The organism is Alishewanella sp. SMS8, assembly GCF_030737935.1.
In the GTDB taxonomy this organism is placed as follows: domain Bacteria; phylum Pseudomonadota; class Gammaproteobacteria; order Enterobacterales; family Alteromonadaceae; genus Alishewanella; species Alishewanella maricola.
This window is the reverse complement of the sequence record NZ_JAPJEA010000004.1, coordinates 24,584-45,353: the sequence shown is the minus strand read 5'-3', so window position 1 is coordinate 45,353 and position 20,770 is coordinate 24,584. Positions and strand designations below refer to the sequence as shown.

Genomic DNA, 20,770 nt, shown 5'->3' with positions numbered 1-20,770 from the left:
TTTACGGCAAACAAAAAAGCTGCTTCGGCAGCTTTTTTGTTTGCATAACCTCATCGACTTCGCTTTATGCTTTTATGTTTGAAATTCACATTGCCTTATAGCTCTTCCATCTAAAAATAAAAAACTTCAAAAACCGACTAGTTCTCATGCTGTTAGTAAAAGTCAAGTTGTTTATTATGGTAATTTCGCTTGAACCTTTTGCCGTCTTTGACTATCTATTAAATGTAACATTTAGCTGTTATGGCAGCGCAGTGTTATTTCTAAATAAAAATTGTGAGGAAGATTGCCGTATGAAAAGACAAAAACGTGATCGTCTGGAACGTGCTCATGCTCAAGGTTATCGTGCTGGTGTTACCGGCCGTTCAAAAGAACTTTGTCCTTATCAAAATTTAGACGCTCGTTCTGAGTGGTTAGGTGGCTGGCGGGAGGCCATAGAAGATCGTAACGTGGGTTTATTTAACAAAGGCGCCTAGAATTCATATACACCTAAACCAAAGCCCCGTACTTAGACGGGGCTTTTTGGTATTAAGCGCTAAGTGCTAAAACGCACTAAAGCTTACAGGCAATAGGTATTAGAAGCTGGAAGTATCTTGAAATAAACCTACTTTGAGATCGGTTGCTACATAGATATCGCGTCCGTCGACACTCACTACACCGTCACCAATCCCCATAAACAGTTTACGCTTAATCACACGCTTCATATTGATGGTGTAAGTCACTTTCTTCGCCGTTGGCAATACTTGACCAGTAAATTTCACTTCACCAACACCTAAAGCACGCCCTTTACCCGGGCCACCGGCCCAACCTAAGAAAAAACCAACCAGTTGCCACATGGCATCAAGGCCTAAACAACCTGGCATAACCGGATCGCCTTTAAAGTGGCAAGCAAAGAACCACAGCTCAGGGGTAATATCTAATTCGGCAATGATTTGGCCTTTACCATATAAACCGCCTTCTTCAGAGATGTGCACTATGCGATCCATCATTAGCATGTTGTCAGAAGGGAGTTGGCTGTTGCCTGGGCCAAACAATTCACCGTTGCCGCAAGCGATTAAATCTTCTTTTGAAAAGCTATTCTTAGTCATGTATGTTTATCCAATAAAAATGCATCATCAGCTTAGCGAACAGCTGTACGCTAAACAAGTCCGATTTGTTATAGTATTAACGATTTCTGCAGGTAAATCATTCTAAAACGGTTTGTTCAGCGCTGAAACTGAACAGCCACACTCCGACACCAAGCAGGTGCGGGTAACGCGTTATGATGGAGTGTCCCATGAGTAATGAAAAAAAGCCGGCGTTAAGTAACGCAGAAAAACAACGACGCTACCGTGATCGGCAAAAAGACTCCGGTAAAAAAGAATTACGCGGCTATTTAACACCAGAAGCCTTAAAGTGCTACGAAGATATTGTGCAAAAAACGCAGTGGAACGACAGTACAATTTTGAGCAATGCGCTGCGTTTAATGTATGCCGCACATAAACTTGGCCAAGTGGGGATTTTAAATAGCTGGTTAAATGAACATAAACGCTAAAAGTGACGCCACCGTGTGGTAAAGGTATAATAGGCTTCATTTTTTGCTTGAAGCTTATTTCAGGAAGGCGCCATGATTTTATTTGTGCAGGATCTTACCGTAATTGATTTTTCTTATCTGCATCGGCAGCGTGGTATGTTGGGTGAAAGCTTTATTGTCGATGTCGAGCTACATGGTGCTTTAGATGACACCGCTATGGTGTTCGATTTTGCTAAAGTGAAAAAAGTGATTAAACAAGCGATTGACCAATTAGTTGATCACAAGTTAGCCGTTGCTGCGGCATGTCCTGCGCTTCGTCACAGTGAAGCAGAGCAAATGATTGTGCTGCAGTATCAAAGTGAACGCGGCACCTTACAACTCGCTTGTCCGCCTTCTGCTTTTGCTTTTATTCCCGGTACAGAGATTAACGAGCAAACGGTAGCCCATTTCCTTGAGCAACAAATAAAACCCTTGTTACCTGATAATGTCGCTAAACTGGTTTTAAATTTGCGCAGCGAAGCGATGCGCGGTTTTTATTATCATTACAGTCATGGTTTGAAAAAGCACGATGGTAATTGTCAGCGCATTGCCCATGGTCATCGCTCTACTATCCAAATCTTTGAAGATGGCATGTTAGTACCACGCTTAAATAAAATGTGGTGCGAGCGCTGGGAAGATATTTATTTAGGCAGTAAAGACGATCTCGTTTCGGCCGAAGCCTTGTCGTTTTTAACGCCGGGCAGCGATGATTATAGCTTCCGTTATCAGGCTACCCAAGGTTGGTTCGAGTTATGTATACCTGCCAGTCATTGTGAACTTGTGCCTTGTGATACTACGGTAGAATGTCTGGCCGATTTTATTGCCGATCAGTTAAAAGCGGCCAATGGCAGTAAACAATATAAGGTGGTAGCTTATGAAGGTGTGGGTAAAGGCGCTATTGCTTTGCGCGATTAGTGTTGCGGCTAACGCCGCGGAAGTGGTGTTACATGGCCCATTAACCCAAGGCAGTTTGATCCGTGGTCAAGCGCCGATGGGTGCTCAGGTTTGGTTTAACGAGCAACCAGTTGTTGTTAGTGCGCAAGGCCAATTTGTTTTTGGTATTGGCCGTGATGCGTCACTGCAACATCAACTTAAAGTGGTACATCAAGGCAAGCAACAGCAATTTCCACTGCGCTTTACCGCCAGAGAATACGATATTCAGCGTATTACCGGCGTGGAGCAAAAGTATGTAGCACCGCCAAAAGAAGTTAGCGCGCGCATTGCCAATGATAATGCTAAGGTGCGACAAGTTCGCACCACTTTAAGCGAGCGTGATGCCATTTTTAGCACACCCATGCGCCCAGCCGCAGGGCGGATTAGTGGTGTTTATGGCAGTCAACGTGTGTTTAACGGCCAACCGCGCAATCCACATTTTGGTTTAGATATTGCCGCTCCGGTCGGTGCACCGGTATTGGCGCCATGGCAGGGTAAGGTGTTACTGGCTGAAGATCTGTATTTTTCAGGGTTAACGGTAATTGTTGATCATGGCTTTGGGGTAAGCTCAACCTTTATGCATTTAAATGCCATTAAAGTAAAGGTTGGGGATACCGTAGCACAAAGCCAACATATTGCCGATATTGGTGCGACAGGCCGCGTTACCGGCCCGCATTTAGATTGGCGTATCAATTGGTTTCAAGAGCGGCTTGACCCGCAACTGTTGTTACCCGAATTTACGCCAAACCAAACGCAGCGTTTAGCGCTTACCCCTTAAAGCTAAAAAAGGGTTGTTGAGTTTTAACTCGACAACCAGTGTTTTACTGTTACTTCGTTTGCTACGTTTAACATGGCAACTGCTGGCGCAGCCTGTTGTATCGGTAGTGCCAACTCGAGTAATCGATCTTTTCTAAAAATGAATAACGGCTGCACCGAACCCAGCGGTAAACGTAGCATTAGCTCCGTTAAACTCGTTTCGCTGATCTTATAACCGCCCAAGGCCACTAATTGGTCGCCGCTCATTAATCCGGCCTGATGGGCAGCCGAGCCCCGATATAATTGCTGAATAAACACGCCTTGCGCTGTCGTTTTAAGGCTGCAGCCTAAACTGGCTGGCACGACCTTACTGCTTTCACCGGCCAGATCGCTAAAACTGCTGGGCGCGCGCTGTGTTAAGGTTAGGCCTAGTTTGCCCAAGGTTGCTGCCAGCGGTAAGGGTTTGGCTTCATTGATCCAGCTCGTCAATTGGGCAGCGAGTTCGGGTAATTGCCATGCGATGAGTTGCTCGAATATAGCGTTATCCGAGGTGCCTGTTGCAACATGCTGCTGATACAGTTGTCGGCAAAAAGCAGCCAAATTTAATCCTTTAGATTGCAGTTCAGCCTCTAGCAATAAGGCCACTAACGCTCCTTTCGCGTAATAACTGACCACACTGTTAACCGCATTCTCATCTTGTAAATAAAATTTAGTCCACGCCGTAAAGCTGCTATCCGTTAAACTTTGCTGACTATCTGAGGGGTTGCGACTGACCCGAGTAATTAATTTCTCTAACACCGTTAAATAACGGCTTTGCTCGATAATACCGCTTTTAACTAAAGCTAAATCATCAAAGTAAGAGGTAAAACCTTCATAAAGCCATAATTGCCGACTGTACTGCTCTTTGTCTAAGACATAGGGCGTAAAACATTGTGGTTTTAAGCGTTTTACCCACCAAGTATGAAAGTATTCATGGCTGAATAAGCCCAACAGATTCTGATAGGCTTCGGTTAATTCTGTTTGTTGTACTGCAGGTAAGTCATAGCGATTACACAGTAACAAGGTACTAAATTTATGCTCTAAGCCACCATAGCCTTGCTCGGTCACCCAAAGTAAAAACCAATATTGATCTAAATCTCGCGGCAATTCGCCAAATACATCGCGCTGTACCTGGCAAAGCTTAGCGACATCGGCAGTTAAGCGCGCTTCATCATACAGGTTATGACCACTGACCACGACGTAATGCGGCACACCATCCAAATTAAATTGCTGCACATTGAAAATGCCCACCAGTAAGGGGCTATCTATCAGATGATCATAGTTATCAGCCTGATAACAACCAAAGTCGAGCGGGGCGGTATGAGTTGCTTTGGGCATGGCCGTAGCAACACGCCATGCCGCGCAGCGAAGATCAGTGGGTTTGTGCAGGGTCAGTGAATGGGGCTGTGCCGTCATTTCACTGACGTTTAAACACAGACAAGCCGGGTTAAGCACTGCCAGTTCATCATCAACATAGGCTGCGCGAACCGATAAATCATTAGCGTAAACTTGGTAAGTTACGGTGACCGGTTGTTGCCCACAACTGAGCTGCCAAGATTGTTTATCACGTTGCGCCAGATGAAGTTCACCGTCGGCATCATAAGCACGGATGTTGACAATATGCCGCGCAAAATTCCGCACAAGGTAACTGCCAGGGATCCAAGCCGGCAGGGTTAAATGATGCACTGCGCTGCTAGGCTCAAAATGCAGCGATAGGGTGAGTAGATGCGCACTGATATCATCAAAGGTTATTTCATACTGCACGGCTGACATAACGAGATCTCCAAAGGCTTATGCTAACGGCTAATTGAACACTATTATGCCGTTTCGTTATTAAATTACCAAATGTGCCACAAGTGTTCAGCACTCAGGGCTGACATCACGTATAATATGACCATTTATCACTTAAGGAATTTTATGTCTAACGAAGCCCTCATCATAAAGCGCATGGAATATGCGGTTACTCGAGTGACAAAAACGGTATTTCCTGGGCGCACCAATCATCATAATACGTTATTCGGTGGTGAAGCCCTAGCTTGGATGGATGAAGCCGCTTTTATTGCGGCGACGCGTTTTTGTCGTAAGCCATTAGTTACCGTGTGTTCCGATCGCGTTGATTTTAAAGAATCCATTGCGGCGGGAGATATTGTCGAGTTAGTTGCCCGTGTTGCGCACGTCGGTCGTACCAGTATTAAAGTGCAGGTCGATATTTTTGTTGAAAACATGTACAACGACAATCAACACAAAGCCATTTCGGGTAGCTTTACTTTTGTCGCTTTAGATGAAGATCGCAAACCCACACCGGTGCTAGGCTAAGTTGCACTTGTATAACTGGCCTGACCTTGTTATGTTGCATTAAAAATTAGCCCTGCCAGAGAGTTAGCCACATGAAGACAGCAACAGAGTGGTTTAGTGAATACGCCGTTAGTCATCAAAACTCGGTGAATAAAGCCATCCATTGGGTAGCGGTGCCGCTTATTTACGCGTCGGTGTTGGGTTTGCTGTGGCAGATCCCTATGCCATTTTCAGGCTTGGCAGAGCAGGGCATTAATTGGGCTTTGTTACTGGTAATGCCCGCGTTACTTTTTTACTTTTTACTCGCTTTTAGTTTAGGCCTTGGCATGACCATCTTTACCGCTGCCGTGGTGACAGCGCTAAGAGCATTGGAGCAACAAAGCCTGTTTGCCATTTGGCAAATTGCCGCTGCGGTGTTTGTATTGATGTGGATCTTACAATTTATTGGCCACAAAATTGAGGGTAAAAAACCGTCATTCTTTCAAGATCTGGCCTTTCTGTTGATTGGTCCTGCCTGGTTACTCGGTTTCATTTTGCAACGTTTTCGCATTCGCTATTAATTTAGTTTGTGAAGTGTGCGCGGTTTTATGGCCAAAGTTGCGATTAATGTCTGGTTGTATACGGCAGGTAGCCGAGGCATTATGCGCAGCTATCGTTATAATGCATCTCTATTATGATAGAAACCGGCGTCAACATTGAATAAACTTTTCGAAGATAGAAACCGACAATTCTGGATCCTGCATTCTCTCGGCTGGCTCGGTTTCGCTATAGTCAATTATCTCAGCTCTCTGATGTTAGACACCCGAGATGCTTTTCTGATCGTGATTAGCCTCGATGCTTATGTTGGTTGGTTATTAACCATACCGCTGCGCTATCTTTATCGTAAAGTCTGGTTCTGGGAACCGTGGAAAATGGTGCTGGTTATTTTGGCAGCGGCATTAGTAACGGCGTTAGTTTGGACGGTGATCCGCAATTTTAACTATTGGGAGATCTATCGACATGGCTACCGCCCAGCCGACTGGTTTTTATATATCCGTGATACGCCCGTGGCCTTTTACGTTATGCTTAGTTGGAGTGGCTTGTATTTTGGTATTAAGTACTATCAAACCTTACAACTAGAAAAACAAAAACTGCTTACGGCGATGAATAAAGCGCATGAAGCGCAATTAAAAATGCTACGGTATCAGCTAAACCCCCATTTTTTATTTAATACACTGAATGCCATCTCAACCTTAGTATTAATTAACGATAACGATACTGCCAATAAGATGGTCAGCCGTTTAAGCGATTTCTTACGCTATTCGCTGTATAAAGACCCGATTAATAAGGTCATGCTTGAGCAAGAGATCTATGCGGCGAGGTTGTACTTAGAAATTGAAAAGGTGCGATTCTCAGAACGACTAGCAATAGTGATCGATTTAGAGCCTGGCACCGAAAAAGCTTTAGTGCCCAGTTTAATTTTGCAGCCATTAATTGAAAACGCCATTAAGTATGCGGTGGCAAGTCAAGTGGATGGAGGCGAGATCACCATCAAAGCCAAACGCTTTGGCCATGATCTATTGCTTGAGGTGGCCGACAATGGCCCAGGCATGCCGTTAGTTGATGGCTTAGTTAAAGCTGCTGACAACACGGACAGTGGCGTTGGATTAGTGAATACACGAGAAAGACTGGCTGCGTTGTACGACAATGATTTTGCTTTGGTATTAACTCATAATCAACCGCAAGGTGTAAAAGTGAATATCAGAATTCCATTACAACTAGAGAAGACGGATATTGAACATGCTTAATGTAATCGTAGTGGATGACGAACCCTTAGCGCGCAGAGGTATGTTAGTTCGATTAGCTGCATTTCCTGAATTGAAGGTGATTGCAGAATGTGCGAACGGGCCTGATGCATTAAAAGCCATTATTGAGCTGTCACCCGATTTGGTGTTTCTAGATGTCGAAATGCCAGGCATGGACGGTTTTGCAGTGTTAAAACAATTACAGGCGCAAGAAATTAAATTGCCCTACATCGTCTTTGTGACGGCTTATGATCAATATGCCTTTAATGCTTTTGAAGTGAATGCATTAGATTATGTGTTAAAGCCTGTTGAAGCGGATCGGCTGAAAGCGGCGGTAGACAAGGTGATTACTTATCATGGGGCGTCTGACAATCAAAAACATAAAGATCAGCTGGCAGCGGCGGTGGCGCGTTTAACCGGTGATCAAGCCAATCACATCTTAGAGCGTTTAGATAAAGCAGAGCCCGTGGTGAACAGTCGTTTCCCTGAAGCGATCAGTATTAAAGACAGTGGTGAGATCACTCGGGTACCGGTAGCCGAAATCGATTGGGTAGATGCTGCGGGCGATTATATGTGTATTCATACTCGCGATGGCCAAACCCATATTTTACGCCGTACCATGAAAGAATTAGAGAGCGAATTAGATCCAAGGCAATTTGTGCGAGTGCATCGTTCGGCTATTGTCAATGTACAAACCATTGCTAAACTGCAAATGCTTAGCAATGGCGAACATCAATTACTGTTAACTAATGGTCAAGCGGTTAAGGTTAGCCGTAGTTACAAAGACCGTGTAAAACAAGTGTTTAGCCATTAACTGCCCCTTTAATAACTGCCCACTTGCTGTTGCCAGCGCACTAAGTAAGGATCAATCGCCTTAGTGCGATCGCCGGTTTTAGCCAGTGGGTACAGGGTTACCTCACCGTGTACTTCACCGGCCATTTGTAAATGCGCCCCTTGTTGTAAGGCTTCCACTGCATAAGCACCCAGTTTAGTGGCTAAGATGCGATCTGCGCCAACCGGGCTGCCGCCACGTTGAATATGCCCCAAAATACAGGCGCGACATTCAATACCAATCGCTTTAGTTAATGCTTCAGCCAGCGCGGTGGTGCCGCCAGGGTAACTGTTTTCAGCCACCACAATAATGTAACTGGCTTTGCCCATTAACAGTTGAGCATGCTGTATTGGCGTGGTGATTTGACGTAAATCTGTGGGCGTGATTTGACTAAACTCAGGGCAAATAATTTGCTCGGCACCGCCGGCAATCCCTGCGGCTAAACTGATATAACCGCTGTGACGCCCCATCAGTTCCACCAGAAAAATACGTTCAAAGGCATCGGCTGTATCGCGAATTTTATCAATAGCATCCAGTGCTGTATCAATGGCTGTGGCATAACCAATGGTGTTGGTGGTGCCATCAACATCATTATCAATGGTGCCGGGCACGCCAATAATTTGCCCATCATAATACCGGGCAATTTCCAAGGCACCTCGAAAACTACCATCGCCACCAATCACAATTAAGGCATCGATATTCAATTGCTGTAGGTTATCGGCGGCCAGATTGGGGCCTTCTGGCGTTTGCAGAGCAGGGCAACGTGCACTTTTTAATATGGTGCCGCCGCGTTGAATAATATTATGCACATGCTGCGGTAGTAAGGTGCGGTATTCTTGCTCTAATAAACCGATGTAGCCGTGCTCAAAGCCGACCACTTCAATACGACACGCCGCCGCCGTTAGCACCACGGCTCGGATGGCGGCGTTCATTCCTGGCGCATCTCCGCCTGAGGTCAGTAATGCAATCCGCTTAATCGTAGCCATATAATTATTCTCCTTTGCCATAAGCCTTGATTATAACGACAGATCTCTAATTTACTTTGATTTATCGCAATTTGATAGAAACACCGCGACAGTAGGCCGAGTTTTAAGCGACAATATAAACCCTTCTTGTTGATTCGTTATTTTGTTTAGGAAAACCTGCGGCATGCATCAAATTACCGGTAAAACCTTGATCGGTTTCTTACTCGCCTTAACCACTGCCGTGCTATGGGGGATATTACCCATCGCATTAAAAGTGCTATTGGAGGTATTTACCACCAATACCATTACTGCCATTCGTTTTTTGTTTGCGGCTTTGATGGTAGGGGTTTGGCTTGGACTAAGAGGTAAGTTGCCGTCATTGGCGTTAATGAAACAGCGCAAAATCTTTATCTTAATGGCCATTGCCGTGGTGGGCTTGCTGCTAAACTACATTTTATATTTATCTGGTCTGAATAACTTAACCGCAGAAACCGCGCAAACCTTAATACAATTAGCGCCATTTTTAATGATGCTTGGCGGTATTATTATTTTTAAAGAACGTTTGTTACTCTGGCAACGCGTAGGCGCCATATTGTTGGTCAGTGGCTTGTTATTATTTTTTAACGAGCGGCTGCTCAGTTTAATTGTGCAGGCCAGCAATGAAACGCTTGGAGTGATCTTAGTCATTTTTGCGGCCATTACCTGGGCCGCCTATGCGTTGGCGCAAAAACAGTTGTTGGTCAGTTATAGTTCTAAACAAATTATGTATCTGATTTACTTTGCCGGGAGTATTGCTTTTATTCCGGTGTCAGACTTCACGCCACTGGGGCAATTAAGTGTACTGCAATGGTCATTGCTGCTGTTTTGTTGTTTAAACACGGTGGTAGCTTATGGCGCTTTTGCCGAAGCCTTACACCATTGGGAAGCCTCGAAGGTCAGTGCGGTACTAGCGATTACGCCGTTGGTCACCATTATCAGTGCCAACATCGTCGCCGCAATTTGGCCTGACTTGTTAATTCCACAGCAACTGAATATTTGGTCTTGGTTAGGCGCTATCCTAGTGGTAATGGGCTCTGCTTTAACGGCTTTAGCACCGCAGTTCGTACAATATCGCGAAGCACGCCGAGTGAGAAAACTACAACGCGATGTGTTATAACAAAGACAACGGCCAAAAATTAAAAACGCTAAACAAAAAGGCCCTGCATTGCAGGGCCTTTGCTAATGATACAAAAACTTATTTAACGGTCACAATGCGGCAGGTATTAGACGCGCCAACCTGTAACATCACATCGCCGTGCGTCATAATGACTAAGTCACCTGATTTTAAACCGGCTTTCTCTCTGATCACCTTGATGGCTTCATCCGCTAAAGACAAGGCTTCTACTTCGGTGCTGTCAAAATGCACGGGATAAACACCACGATACATCGCCATTTTGTTCAGGGTTTTGGTATGGCGCGATAGCGCATAAATAGGCTGTGGTGAGGTTATACGAGACATCAACTTCGCAGTATAGCCTGATTCAGTTAACGCAATAATGGCTTTAATTTCTGGTAAATGGTTTGCCGCATACATCGCAGACAATGCAATAGTTTCACTGATTTCTGTGAAGTTTAAGTTCATTCGATGCTTAGAGCTTTGCACTGATGGGTGTTTTTCAGCACCAATACAAACGCGCGCCATGGCTTTGACGGTTTCAATGGGATATTTACCTGCAGCAGTTTCAGCAGACAACATGACACCGTCAGTACCATCTAACACAGCATTGGCCACGTCCATGACTTCTGCACGCGTTGGCATCGGGCTTTCGATCATGCTTTCCATCATTTGCGTTGCGGTGATCACAATGCGATTTAATTGGCGTGAACGCGCGATAATGCGTTTTTGTTGGCCAACCAGTTCAGCATCACCAATCTCAACACCCAGATCGCCACGTGCTACCATCACGGCGTCAGAAGCACGAATGATATCGTCGAGGGTTTCATCATCGGCAACGGCTTCAGCACGTTCTACTTTTGCCATAATGCGGGCTTCAGAGCCTGCTGCCACGGCAAGTTCACGGGCATAACGTAAATCATCACCAGAACGCGGGAAAGAGACGGCAAGGTAATCAACATCAATTTCAGCGGCAGTAATAATGTCGCGTTTGTCTTTTTCAGTCAGGGCAGGGGCGGTTAAACCACCACCTTGGCGGTTGATCCCTTTATTGTTACTTAATTTACCACCGATAGTGACTTCAGTGATCACGCGCTCGCCTTGCACGTCATTTACTTTTAATACAATACGGCCATCATCTAACAGCAGTAAGTCGCCGGCAACGACATCTTGTGGCAGTTGCTTGTAATCGATACCCACTTGTGAGTTATCGCCTTCACCTTTACCTAAAGTGGCATCTAGCACGAAGATTTGACCTTCTTCTAGCATGATGGCGCCATCTTTAAAGGTTGAAACCCGAATTTTAGGGCCTTGTAAATCGCCTAAGATGGCGACATTAGCGCCTAACTTAGCCGCGGCAGCTCGGACCATCTCAGCACGTTGCTTGTGATCTTCTGCCGTTCCGTGAGAAAAGTTTAAACGAAAAACGCTAGCACCAGCGCTGATCAATTTTTCTAGGATAGCTTGCGTATTAGTTGCGGGGCCGAGGGTGGCGACGATTTTAGTTCTTCTGAGCATCGAAAACTCCTGCTGTTGAAGCTGTGAATAGCTTACTACTTAGTCTAATGTAATTTTATTACATAACCTAGCAGAAAACTGAATTAAAATTACAAAAGCGATCATATTTCAACGCTTAGCTGATTAGATCTTTTTTATCAAAGCGCGAACCACGCAAACTATCTTTGACTTTCTTTAAGTTTTCTCGAAACTTACTGCCACGTCTTAAGGTAAAGCCGGTTGCTAAAATATCAATTAATACCAGTTGCGCGACCCGTGAAGCCATTGGCATATACATGTCGGTATCTTCGGGTACATCGAGAGAAAGCACCAAGGTACATTCCTTAGCTAACGGGCTGTCATAAGCCGTAATACCAATAACCGTTGCATCGTTTTCACGCGCTATCGCTGCGATATCACACAGGTTTTTCGTTCTACCCGTGTGGCTAATACACACGACCACTTCACCATCACAGCTGTTAATTGCCGACATACGTTGCATGACGATGTCATCAAAGCATACCACCGGGACGTTAAAGCGAAAAAATTTGTTTTGTGCATCATGGGCTACCGAGGCAGAAGCCCCCAGGCCAAAAAATGAAATTTTCTTTGCTTGGGTTAAGACATCGACCGCGCGGTTAATGGCGCCAATATCAACTCGTTGCCGTGCAGTATCCAGTGCAGCCATGGTCGATTCAAAAATTTTGGCGGTGTAAGCCTCTGGGCCATCTTCTTCTTCGACATGCCGGTTCACATAAGGCGTACCATTAGCAAGACTTTGCGCCAGGTGTAGTTTAAAATCAGGAAAACCTTTGGTATCGAGTCGACGGCAAAAGCGATTAACGGTGGGCTCACTCACATCTGCTAATTTTGCTAAAGAAGCAATGCTGCTATGAATAGTGGTTTGAGGATTCGCCAGAATAACGTCTGCAACTTTGCGTTCAGATTTGCTGAAGTTATTGACGCTATTAATAATTTTTTCAAGTACGTTCATTCGCTGCTACCTGCACTTATCATTCCTCGTAAGGTCGAGGTGAGTTTTTTAAGTTTAATGATCTGTCGGTTATACTGTTTTATTTCAATTGCGCCGACAAAACAGTATTAAATTTACCACAAAACCTGAGGAATAGGATAAAACCTGCACTATAATACTACTTTAGTTAAATTTTGAACAGTTCTGTAATTAAATTACATTATCTGACGTTTACAAGCGACATTCTCTCCGTTAGTATGGGGTAAGTGTTGTAAAATTACATCTTTTAAGGCTGAGTTATGACAACCTCCAAGCAAAACCAGGCATGTGATCTTATTCTATTTGGCACCAAGGGCGATCTTGCTCGCAGAAAATTGTTGCCCGCATTATATCAACTTGAGAAAGCCGGTTTATTAGCCGCAGACTCCCGTATTATTGGGGTGGCGCGTGATGATTTAGATAACGCTGCCTATATTGAACTGGTTAAAAGCAACCTAACGCGCTTCCTAAAAAAAGAAACCCTAGATGAAACCGTTTGGGAGACCTTATCTAAAAAGCTGCATTATGTTTCTATCGATTTAAAAGAAACGGCTGATTATAAAAAGTTAGCTGAGGTGGTGGATATCACCAAACGTGTACCCGTGAGTTATTTTGCTACTCCTCCTTCATTATTTGGCGATTTGTGTCGGGGTTTAGCAGAAGCAGGTTTAGCCGCAGAGCCATCGCGAGTGGTGCTTGAAAAACCGATTGGTCATGATTTGCAATCGTCTTATGTGATTAACGATCAAGTGGCTGAGCATTTTAAAGAGTGCCAAATTTATCGTATCGATCATTACTTAGGTAAAGAAACGGTACTTAACTTATTAGCCCTGCGTTTTGCGAATGCTATTTTTGCCTCTAACTGGGATCACAATGCCATTGACCATGTGCAGATCACGGTGGCTGAAGAGGTCGGCGTAGAAGGCCGCTGGAGCTACTACGATGATGCTGGTCAAATGCGCGATATGGTGCAAAACCACTTATTACAAGTGTTGTCATTGATTGCCATGGAGCCGCCTGCACGCTTAGATGCAGACAGCATTCGAGATGAAAAATTAAAAGTATTGAAAGCCTTACGTCGTATTGATGATAGTAACGTACAAGAAAAAACCGTACGTGGTCAGTATTCGGCGGGTTTTGCGGCGGGTCAAGCCGCACCCGGTTATTTAGAAGAAGAGGGCGCTAGACCAAACAGTAAAACTGAAACCTTTGTGGCGATAAGGGTGGATATTGATAACTGGCGTTGGGCCGGTGTGCCGTTTTATTTAAGAACGGGCAAGCGCATGCCGAAGAAACACAGCGAAGTGGTGATTTGCTTTAAGCCACAACCGCACAATATTTTCAAAGCCACTTACCGCGATTTACCGGCCAACAAATTAATTATTCGTTTACAGCCAGATGAAGGGGTCGAAATTCAGGTAATGAATAAGATTCCAGGTCTTGGCGAAAGCATGCGCTTACAACAAAGTAAGCTAGATTTAAGTTTCGATGAAACTTTTAAATCACAGCGTATTGCAGATGCCTACGAACGGCTGTTACTTGAAGCGATGCTGGGTAACCAGTACTTGTTCGTGCGTCGTGATGAGGTTGAACAAGCCTGGCAATGGGTTGACGGTATTATCAACGCTTGGAAAAACACCAATGAGCCACCGAAGGCCTATCAAGCCGGTACTTGGGGCCCCGTTTCGTCTATCTCGATGATGGCACGTGACGATCGTAATTGGGACGAATAAGCATGAATTTACAAACGTTTTCTGATAGCAACGCTTTAAACCAAGCCTTTGCTCAGCAACTATTGACTATTCTCAGCACGGCGATTGCCGAACGTGGCCAAGCGACGCTGGTTGTTTCGGGTGGCCGTACGCCATTAGCGTTATTTAGCACTTTGGCCAATACGGATCTAGCTTGGGATAAAGTGACCATTTTACTGGCCGATGATCGTTATTTACCCACCAGTGCTGAGCACAGCAACGAGCGGCTGGTAAAGGCTAATTTGTTACAACAGCATGCGGCTAAAGCGCACTTTATTAGTTTATACGCCGAAGCCGCGAATGCGTTTGCTGCCGTACCGCAGATTTTGCCCCGTGTAGCGGCTTTGCCCACTTTTGACGCCGTTATTTTAGGCATGGGTGAAGATGGTCATACGGCATCTTTGTTTCCGTGCAGCCAACAGTTGGCGGCAGGTTTAGCTGATGATGCACCGGCGGTTCTGGCCACAGAGCCCACCAGTGCCCCTTATCAACGGATCAGTTTAAGCAAAGCGCGTTTGTTAGACAGTCGGCATATTTTTCTTCACTTAGTGGGTGAAAACAAATATCCGGTTTTACAACAAGCATTAGCCGACACCGATCCAATGGAAATGCCCATTCGAGCATTCTTACAGCATCCATCCATCAGCATTGATGTGATGTACGCACCGCAATAGAGGTTTTAGTTATGAATCCAGTGATTCAGAAAGTTACCGATCGTATTATCGCCCGCAGCAGTAAAAGTCGTGCTATTTATTTAGAACGGTTAGAGCAAGCCCGTCAACAGGGCCCACACCGTGGTGTTTTGAGTTGCGGTAACTTAGCACACGGTTTTGCCGCCTGTAGTGCCAGCGATAAAGCGGATTTACGCAGTCTAACTAAAGCTAATATTGGCATTATCTCGTCTTATAACGATATGTTGTCGGCGCATCAACCTTATCAAACTTATCCAGACATCATTAAAAAAGCCGTTAATGAGATCGGCAGTGTTGCCCAGTTTGCTGGCGGTGTTCCTGCCATGTGTGACGGTGTCACCCAAGGCCAACCTGGCATGGAATTAAGTTTACTCAGCCGCGACATTATTGCGATGTCTGCTGCGGTAGGCTTATCACACAATATGTTTGATGGCGGCTTAATGCTCGGGATCTGCGATAAAATCGTTCCGGGTTTATTAATGGCAGCGTTGAGTTTTGGTCATTTACCTTTTGTGTTTGTTCCTGCCGGCCCGATGCCATCAGGGATCCCAAATAAAGAAAAAGCGCGCGTACGTCAGCTTTATGCTGAAGGTAAAGTCGGTCAAGAAGAGCTTTTAGAAGCGGAAGCCGCGTCTTATCACTCTGCTGGAACCTGTACTTTCTACGGCACGGCCAACTCGAACCAATTAGTGGTAGAAATGATGGGCCTGCATTTACCTGGCTCGTCTTTTGTTAACCCCAACACCCCGTTACGTGATGAATTAACCAAGGCGGCAGCTCGTCAAGTAACGCGTTTAACAGAGCTAGGTAATGACTATTTACCCATCGGTAAATTGGTTGATGCAAAAGCCATTGTTAACGGTATCGTGGGTCTGTTAGCCACGGGTGGTTCAACTAATCACACTATGCACTTGATTGCGGTTGCGCGTTCAGCCGGTTTTATTGTGAATTGGGATGATTTTGCTGAGCTTTCAGATGCGACGCCGTTGTTAACGCGCATTTACCCGAACGGCCAAGCAGATATTAACCATTTCCAATATGCCGGTGGTATGGCGTACTTGATGCGCACTTTATTAGATGCCGGCTTATTACACGAAGATGTGCGAACGATTGCTGGCCCAGGGCTACGTCGTTATACCCAAGTTCCGGTATTACAAGACGGCAAATTAGTTTGGGTGGATGGTCCCGAGCAATCATCTGATGATGATGTTTTAACCTCAGTGGACAAACCCTTTAAAGCTCATGGTGGCTTACAAGTGTTATCCGGTAATGTCGGTCGCAGCGTCATGAAAACCTCTTCACTGCGTCCAGGCACCGAAATTGTTAAAGCGCCAGCAGTCGTTTTCCACAGCCAACATGAATTAGACGCGGCGTTTAAAGCCGGTGAATTAGACAAAGACTGTGTTGTTGTAGTGCGTTTCCAAGGTCCAAAAGCCTGTGGTATGCCAGAGCTACACAAGTTAACGCCACCGTTAGGGGTGTTACAAGATAAAGGTTTTAAAGTGGCTTTGGTAACGGATGGTCGAATGTCCGGCGCGTCAGGAAAAGTACCAGCAGCCATCCACGTCACACCAGAAGCCTTAGATGGCGGCAACATTGCTCGTATTAATAATGGCGATATGCTGTTAGTGGATGGCGAAAGTGGCAAGTTAGAAGTGTTGGTCGATGCTAAAGAGTTTGCCGCAAGACCGGTTGCAGTAGCAGACATGGCACCGAATTTATACGGCATGGGCCGTGAAATGTTTGGTGCCATGCGTCAGCAACTTACTGGGGCTGAGCAGGGTGCATGCAGCTTATTTATTACGGAGGAACACCTGCATGGCTGACACTCGTAAATTTGCCATCGTCGCCGATATTGGTGGCACAAATGCCCGCTTCAGCCGGGTTGCATTAGATACCTTAGCGCTGGATAAAGTCGCAGTTTATCCTTGCGCAGATTTTGCAACCTTAGCCGATGCATTATCGCACTATCAGCAGCAGCAAGGATTAACTGCGTTAAAAGATGTTGCTATTGGTATTGCTTGCCCCATTAACGGTGATGAAGTTCGGATGACGAACTTTCATTGGCAATTTTCGATTAAGGCCATGCAAGCCGGCTTGGGGTTAGATACGCTGCTGTTAATGAATGACTTTACCGCTGTTGCCATGTCATTACCGGCGTTGGCTGACGACCAAAAAATTCAGATTGGTGGTGAAGCCGCTAACCCAGCACAGCCTATGGCTGTGCTGGGTGCCGGAACGGGCTTAGGCGTGGCGAATTTAGTGCCTTTTGGCCAAAAGTATATACCGTTACCGGGTGAGGGCGGCCATGTTGATTGGGCGCCACAAACTGAACAAGAGTGGTTTATTTATCAACAATTAGCTGCTGAGCATGATCATGTATCACCAGAGCGCCTGTTATCTGGCCCTGGTTTAGAAGCCATTTATCGTGCGCTAGCGGCTTATCAAAAAATCGACACGCCCGCTTTAACTGCCGGTGAGATTGGCCAACAAGCGCTCAGCAACAGCTCAGCGTTAGCTGTAGCAACAGTTGAACAATTTTATGCCAGTCTTGGCAGCATTGCCGGTAATTTAGCATTGACGCTCAGTACTTTTGGTGGCGTATACGTGGCCGGAGGCATTGTACCGAAACTTCTACCCTTGTTAGGTCGCAGCGAATTTCGTCAACGATTTGATGCAAAAGGGCGCTTTAGTGGCTTCAACCGGCAAATACCGGTTTTCATTGTTACAGCCGAGCAACCCGGTTTATTGGGTGCCGCGGTTTATCTAAAACAAACATTGGCGGGTTAATTTATGGCATTTTCTAATTGGCAACTACAACCATCGGTGTTGTTTGCTATGGGTCCTGTAGTTCCAGTAATCGTTATTAAAGATATTAATGACGCTGTTCCGTTAGCCAAAGCATTAATTGCCGGTGGTATTAAGGTGTTAGAAGTGACATTGCGCACTCCACAAGCGTTAGCGGCCATTAAACTTTTAGCTGAAGAAGTGCCAGAGGCGGTTGTCGGTGCCGGTACAGTGACCACTGCAGAACAATTAGCTCAAGTCATCGCAGCAGGTGCTAAATTTGCAATCAGCCCAGGGTTAACCGAAAACTTGTTAATTGCCGCCAAAGAATCCAGTATTCCGCTGATCCCCGGCATTGCCACCATTTCAGAGTTAATGCAAGGCACCGTATTAGGCTATACCCACTTTAAATTTTTCCCAGCAGAAGCTGCCGGGGGCGTGAAAAACCTAAAATCAATTTATGGTCCTTTCGCTGATATTCGTTTTTGTCCTACCGGTGGTATTAACGAGAAAAACTATCATGATTACCTAGCGCTACCGAATGTCAGTTGTGTTGGCGGTTCATGGATAGTACCTGATAGCGCAGTCGATGCTAAAGACTGGGCAACTATTACCGCGCTAACGGCCAAAGCCGTTGCCGAGGCAAAATAAGGTAACAACAAACCGGCTTAGGCCGGTTTGTTGTTTTAAACACATTTAAAAGCACTGTGCTTTTGAGTTTTACCGACAAAACGCGTATAGTAGCGCACCATTTTTAGCTGTTTTAACCCTGTAACGGACCCTTTTCTGTGATTTCAACCAATAACATTACCATGCAGTTCGGCGCTAAGCCGTTGTTTGAAAATATTTCGATTAAATTTGGCGATGGCAATCGTTATGGTTTGATCGGCGCGAACGGCTGCGGCAAGTCGACATTCATGAAGATTTTAAGTCGCGAGCTTGAACCTAGCGCGGGTAATGTTTTTGTTGAGCCTAATTTTCGTGTAGCAAAACTGCACCAAGATCAATTTGCTTTTGAAAAGTACACCGTTATTGATACGGTAATCATGGGGCATGCAGAGCTATGGTCGGTGAAGTCAGAACGCGATCGTATTTATGCCGAACCTGAAATGACTGAAGAAGATGGCATGAAAGTCGCCGATCTGGAAGTCGCTTTTGGTGAGATGGATGGCTACTCTGCTGAATCGCGGGCCAGTGAATTATTATTAGGCGTGGGGATCCCGATTGAACAGCATTATGGTTTGATGTCGTCAGTCGCGCCAGGCTTCAAATTACGTGTTTTATTGGCCCAGGTGTTATTTGCTGATCCCGATATCATGTTGCTAGACGAACCTACCAACAACTTGGATATTAATACGATCCGTTGGTTAGAAAACGTGTTGGCTGAGCGTAATTCCACCATGGTCATCATCTCGCACGATAGACACTTCTTAAACAGCGTCTGTACGCATATGGCTGATTTAGACTACGGCGAGTTACGCGTATTCCCAGGCAACTATGATGAATACATGACGGCCGCCACGCAAACACGTGAGCGTTTGTTATCGGATAATGCCAAGAAAAAAGCGCAAATTGCCGAACTCCAAACGTTCGTCAGCCGCTTTTCTGCCAATGCGTCAAAAGCACGACAAGCCACCAGTCGCGCTAAACAAATTGATAAAATTCAGTTAGAAGAAGTGAAAGCCTCTAGCCGTGTTAATCCGTTTATTCGTTTTGAACAGCAAAAACAATTGTATCGTTTAGCGTTAGAAGTGGAAGACTTAAGCAAAAGCTTTGGTGAATTACAACTATTACGCAAGTTAAAAATGACCATCGAAGTCGGTGAAAAGGTCGCCATCCTGGGCCCGAACGGTATCGGTAAATCAACCCTGTTAAAGTGTTTAGTGGGTGATCTCAAACTGGATAGCGGTACGGTAAAATGGTCTGAAAACGTCTGTATTGGTTACTATGCGCAAGATCATGCACATGAATTTGCAACTGACATGACGTTGTTCGATTGGATGAGCCAATGGAAACAACCCTCAGATGACGAACAAGCGATTCGTGGTGTTTTAGGACGTTTACTATTCTCACAAGATGACATCAAAAAGTCCGTTAAAGTGTTATCGGGTGGTGAGCAAGGCCGCATGTTGTTCGGTAAACTGATGTTATTAAGACCGAATATTTTGGTGATGGATGAACCGACTAACCACTTAGATATGGAGTCGATTGAGTCACTTAACTTAGCCTTAGAGCATTACAAAGGGACCTTGTTGTTTGTCAGTCATGACCGTGAGTTTGTTTCTTCGTTGGCCAGCCGTATTATCGAAATCACCGACAAAGGGATGAGTAACTTTGCCGGTAGTTACGAAGAATATTTGGCGCAACAACTCGCCTTACAATAACAACTTCACGGCTGGTATAAACTGTTTATATTATACCAGCACTTGATATTGAATATTTTGCCTCCATGTTACTGTTAATAGGCTAACATTTCTTGTGCATTAACTATTAGGGCTTGTTGACGTTTTCTGTTTAGATTTTGTTCGTTTGGCGATGTTTTGATCGCGAAACGAGGAGTGTAATTTAGTTATTCTAAATAAACGACGAGAGACAAAGAGCAAAGCATCGCCAGACGAACCCTTCGGGCAGCGTGTGGCTGGCATTTCTACTGCGTTATCGCTTGTTTATGTAGAATAACTACACGGCACAAGCTCTGCCTTGTATAAATACCAGCCACTCAGCT

The 20,770-nt window shown here is 45.2% G+C and carries 20 protein-coding genes; 15 read left to right on the top strand and 5 right to left on the bottom strand.

What is annotated here, in order from left to right; all coding sequences use genetic code 11:
* Positions 1-290 precede the first annotated feature (290 nt).
* Positions 291-473, top strand: a complete 183-nt coding sequence (rmf, locus tag ORJ01_RS13190) for a ribosome modulation factor (protein ID WP_229585678.1) — start codon at positions 291-293, stop codon at positions 471-473.
* 99 nt (positions 474-572) lie between these two features.
* Here the strand turns inward: rmf and fabA are convergent, their stop codons facing one another.
* Positions 573-1,085, bottom strand: coding sequence for a bifunctional 3-hydroxydecanoyl-ACP dehydratase/trans-2-decenoyl-ACP isomerase (gene fabA / locus ORJ01_RS13185; protein WP_306178421.1), 513 nt, complete (start codon positions 1,083-1,085; stop codon positions 573-575).
* Between the two features lie 188 nt (positions 1,086-1,273).
* Between fabA and ORJ01_RS13180 the strand changes: the two genes are divergently transcribed.
* The 3 genes from ORJ01_RS13180 to ORJ01_RS13170 all read left to right on the top strand — a co-directional run bounded on the left by ORJ01_RS13180 (position 1,274) and on the right by ORJ01_RS13170 (position 3,260).
* Positions 1,274-1,531, top strand: coding sequence for a hypothetical protein (locus tag ORJ01_RS13180; protein ID WP_226752197.1), 258 nt, complete (start codon positions 1,274-1,276; stop codon positions 1,529-1,531).
* Between the two features lie 72 nt (positions 1,532-1,603).
* Positions 1,604-2,464 (top strand): 6-carboxytetrahydropterin synthase, encoded by an 861-nt coding sequence (locus ORJ01_RS13175; protein WP_306178420.1) that lies wholly within the window; start codon positions 1,604-1,606, stop codon positions 2,462-2,464.
* Positions 2,424-3,260: a M23 family metallopeptidase gene (locus ORJ01_RS13170; protein ID WP_306178419.1), complete on the top strand. Its 837-nt coding sequence runs from the start codon at positions 2,424-2,426 to the stop codon at positions 3,258-3,260. Before ORJ01_RS13175 ends, ORJ01_RS13170 begins: the two co-directional genes overlap by 41 nt.
* A 23-nt stretch (positions 3,261-3,283) precedes the next feature.
* Here the strand turns inward: ORJ01_RS13170 and ORJ01_RS13165 are convergent, their stop codons facing one another.
* Complete coding sequence (locus ORJ01_RS13165) at positions 3,284-5,050, bottom strand: M61 family metallopeptidase (RefSeq protein ID WP_306178418.1); 1,767 nt, start codon at positions 5,048-5,050, stop codon at positions 3,284-3,286.
* A gap of 144 nt (positions 5,051-5,194) precedes the next feature.
* On the opposite strand from ORJ01_RS13165, the gene ORJ01_RS13160 reads away from it, so the two are divergent.
* From ORJ01_RS13160 to ORJ01_RS13145, 4 genes are all read left to right on the top strand, one after another.
* Entirely contained in the window at positions 5,195-5,593 is a 399-nt protein-coding gene (locus tag ORJ01_RS13160; RefSeq protein ID WP_226752201.1) for an acyl-CoA thioesterase, read from the top strand.
* Positions 5,594-5,664: 71 nt separating this feature from the next.
* On the top strand, positions 5,665-6,132 hold the full coding sequence (locus ORJ01_RS13155; RefSeq protein WP_226752202.1) for a DUF962 domain-containing protein: 468 nt from the start codon (positions 5,665-5,667) through the stop codon (positions 6,130-6,132).
* A 135-nt stretch (positions 6,133-6,267) separates the two neighbouring features.
* Positions 6,268-7,359 (top strand): sensor histidine kinase, encoded by a 1,092-nt coding sequence (locus tag ORJ01_RS13150; protein ID WP_306178417.1) that lies wholly within the window; start codon positions 6,268-6,270, stop codon positions 7,357-7,359.
* Positions 7,352-8,170, top strand: coding sequence for a LytTR family DNA-binding domain-containing protein (locus ORJ01_RS13145; RefSeq protein WP_226752204.1), 819 nt, complete (start codon positions 7,352-7,354; stop codon positions 8,168-8,170). The genes ORJ01_RS13150 and ORJ01_RS13145 overlap by 8 nt, the downstream gene beginning before the upstream one ends.
* Before the next feature lie 8 nt (positions 8,171-8,178).
* Here ORJ01_RS13145 and ORJ01_RS13140 read toward each other — a convergent pair whose 3' ends face one another.
* Positions 8,179-9,174 carry a 6-phosphofructokinase gene (locus ORJ01_RS13140; protein ID WP_306178416.1) on the bottom strand — a complete coding sequence of 332 codons (996 nt, stop codon included), beginning with the start codon at positions 9,172-9,174 and terminating at the stop codon, positions 8,179-8,181.
* A gap of 163 nt (positions 9,175-9,337) precedes the next feature.
* Here ORJ01_RS13140 and ORJ01_RS13135 point away from each other — a divergent pair, with 163 nt between their 5' ends.
* Positions 9,338-10,309, top strand: coding sequence for a DMT family transporter (locus ORJ01_RS13135; RefSeq protein ID WP_306178415.1), 972 nt, complete (start codon positions 9,338-9,340; stop codon positions 10,307-10,309).
* Positions 10,310-10,387: 78 nt separating this feature from the next.
* Here the strand turns inward: ORJ01_RS13135 and pyk are convergent, their stop codons facing one another.
* Positions 10,388-11,824, bottom strand: a complete 1,437-nt coding sequence (gene pyk, locus ORJ01_RS13130) for a pyruvate kinase (protein ID WP_306178414.1) — start codon at positions 11,822-11,824, stop codon at positions 10,388-10,390.
* Positions 11,825-11,939: 115 nt separating this feature from the next.
* The gene (locus ORJ01_RS13125) at positions 11,940-12,797 is read right to left on the bottom strand and encodes a MurR/RpiR family transcriptional regulator (protein ID WP_306178412.1); all 858 of its coding nucleotides are present in this window, start codon (positions 12,795-12,797) and stop codon (positions 11,940-11,942) included.
* Between the two features lie 278 nt (positions 12,798-13,075).
* On the opposite strand from ORJ01_RS13125, the gene zwf reads away from it, so the two are divergent.
* The 6 genes from zwf to ORJ01_RS13095 all read left to right on the top strand — a co-directional run bounded on the left by zwf (position 13,076) and on the right by ORJ01_RS13095 (position 20,429).
* Entirely contained in the window at positions 13,076-14,548 is a 1,473-nt protein-coding gene (gene zwf, locus ORJ01_RS13120; protein ID WP_226752209.1) for a glucose-6-phosphate dehydrogenase, read from the top strand.
* A 2-nt stretch (positions 14,549-14,550) separates the two neighbouring features.
* Positions 14,551-15,240, top strand: a complete 690-nt coding sequence (gene pgl / locus ORJ01_RS13115; RefSeq protein WP_306178411.1) for a 6-phosphogluconolactonase — start codon at positions 14,551-14,553, stop codon at positions 15,238-15,240.
* Between the two features lie 11 nt (positions 15,241-15,251).
* Positions 15,252-17,084: a phosphogluconate dehydratase gene (gene edd / locus ORJ01_RS13110; protein WP_306178410.1), complete on the top strand. Its 1,833-nt coding sequence runs from the start codon at positions 15,252-15,254 to the stop codon at positions 17,082-17,084.
* Positions 17,077-18,048, top strand: coding sequence for a glucokinase (locus tag ORJ01_RS13105; protein ID WP_306178409.1), 972 nt, complete (start codon positions 17,077-17,079; stop codon positions 18,046-18,048). The genes edd and ORJ01_RS13105 overlap by 8 nt, the downstream gene beginning before the upstream one ends.
* A 3-nt stretch (positions 18,049-18,051) precedes the next feature.
* Positions 18,052-18,696, top strand: coding sequence for a bifunctional 4-hydroxy-2-oxoglutarate aldolase/2-dehydro-3-deoxy-phosphogluconate aldolase (locus ORJ01_RS13100; protein ID WP_306178408.1), 645 nt, complete (start codon positions 18,052-18,054; stop codon positions 18,694-18,696).
* A gap of 137 nt (positions 18,697-18,833) precedes the next feature.
* Complete coding sequence (locus ORJ01_RS13095; protein WP_226752214.1) at positions 18,834-20,429, top strand: ABC-F family ATPase; 1,596 nt, start codon at positions 18,834-18,836, stop codon at positions 20,427-20,429.
* Positions 20,430-20,770: the final 341 nt, after the last annotated feature.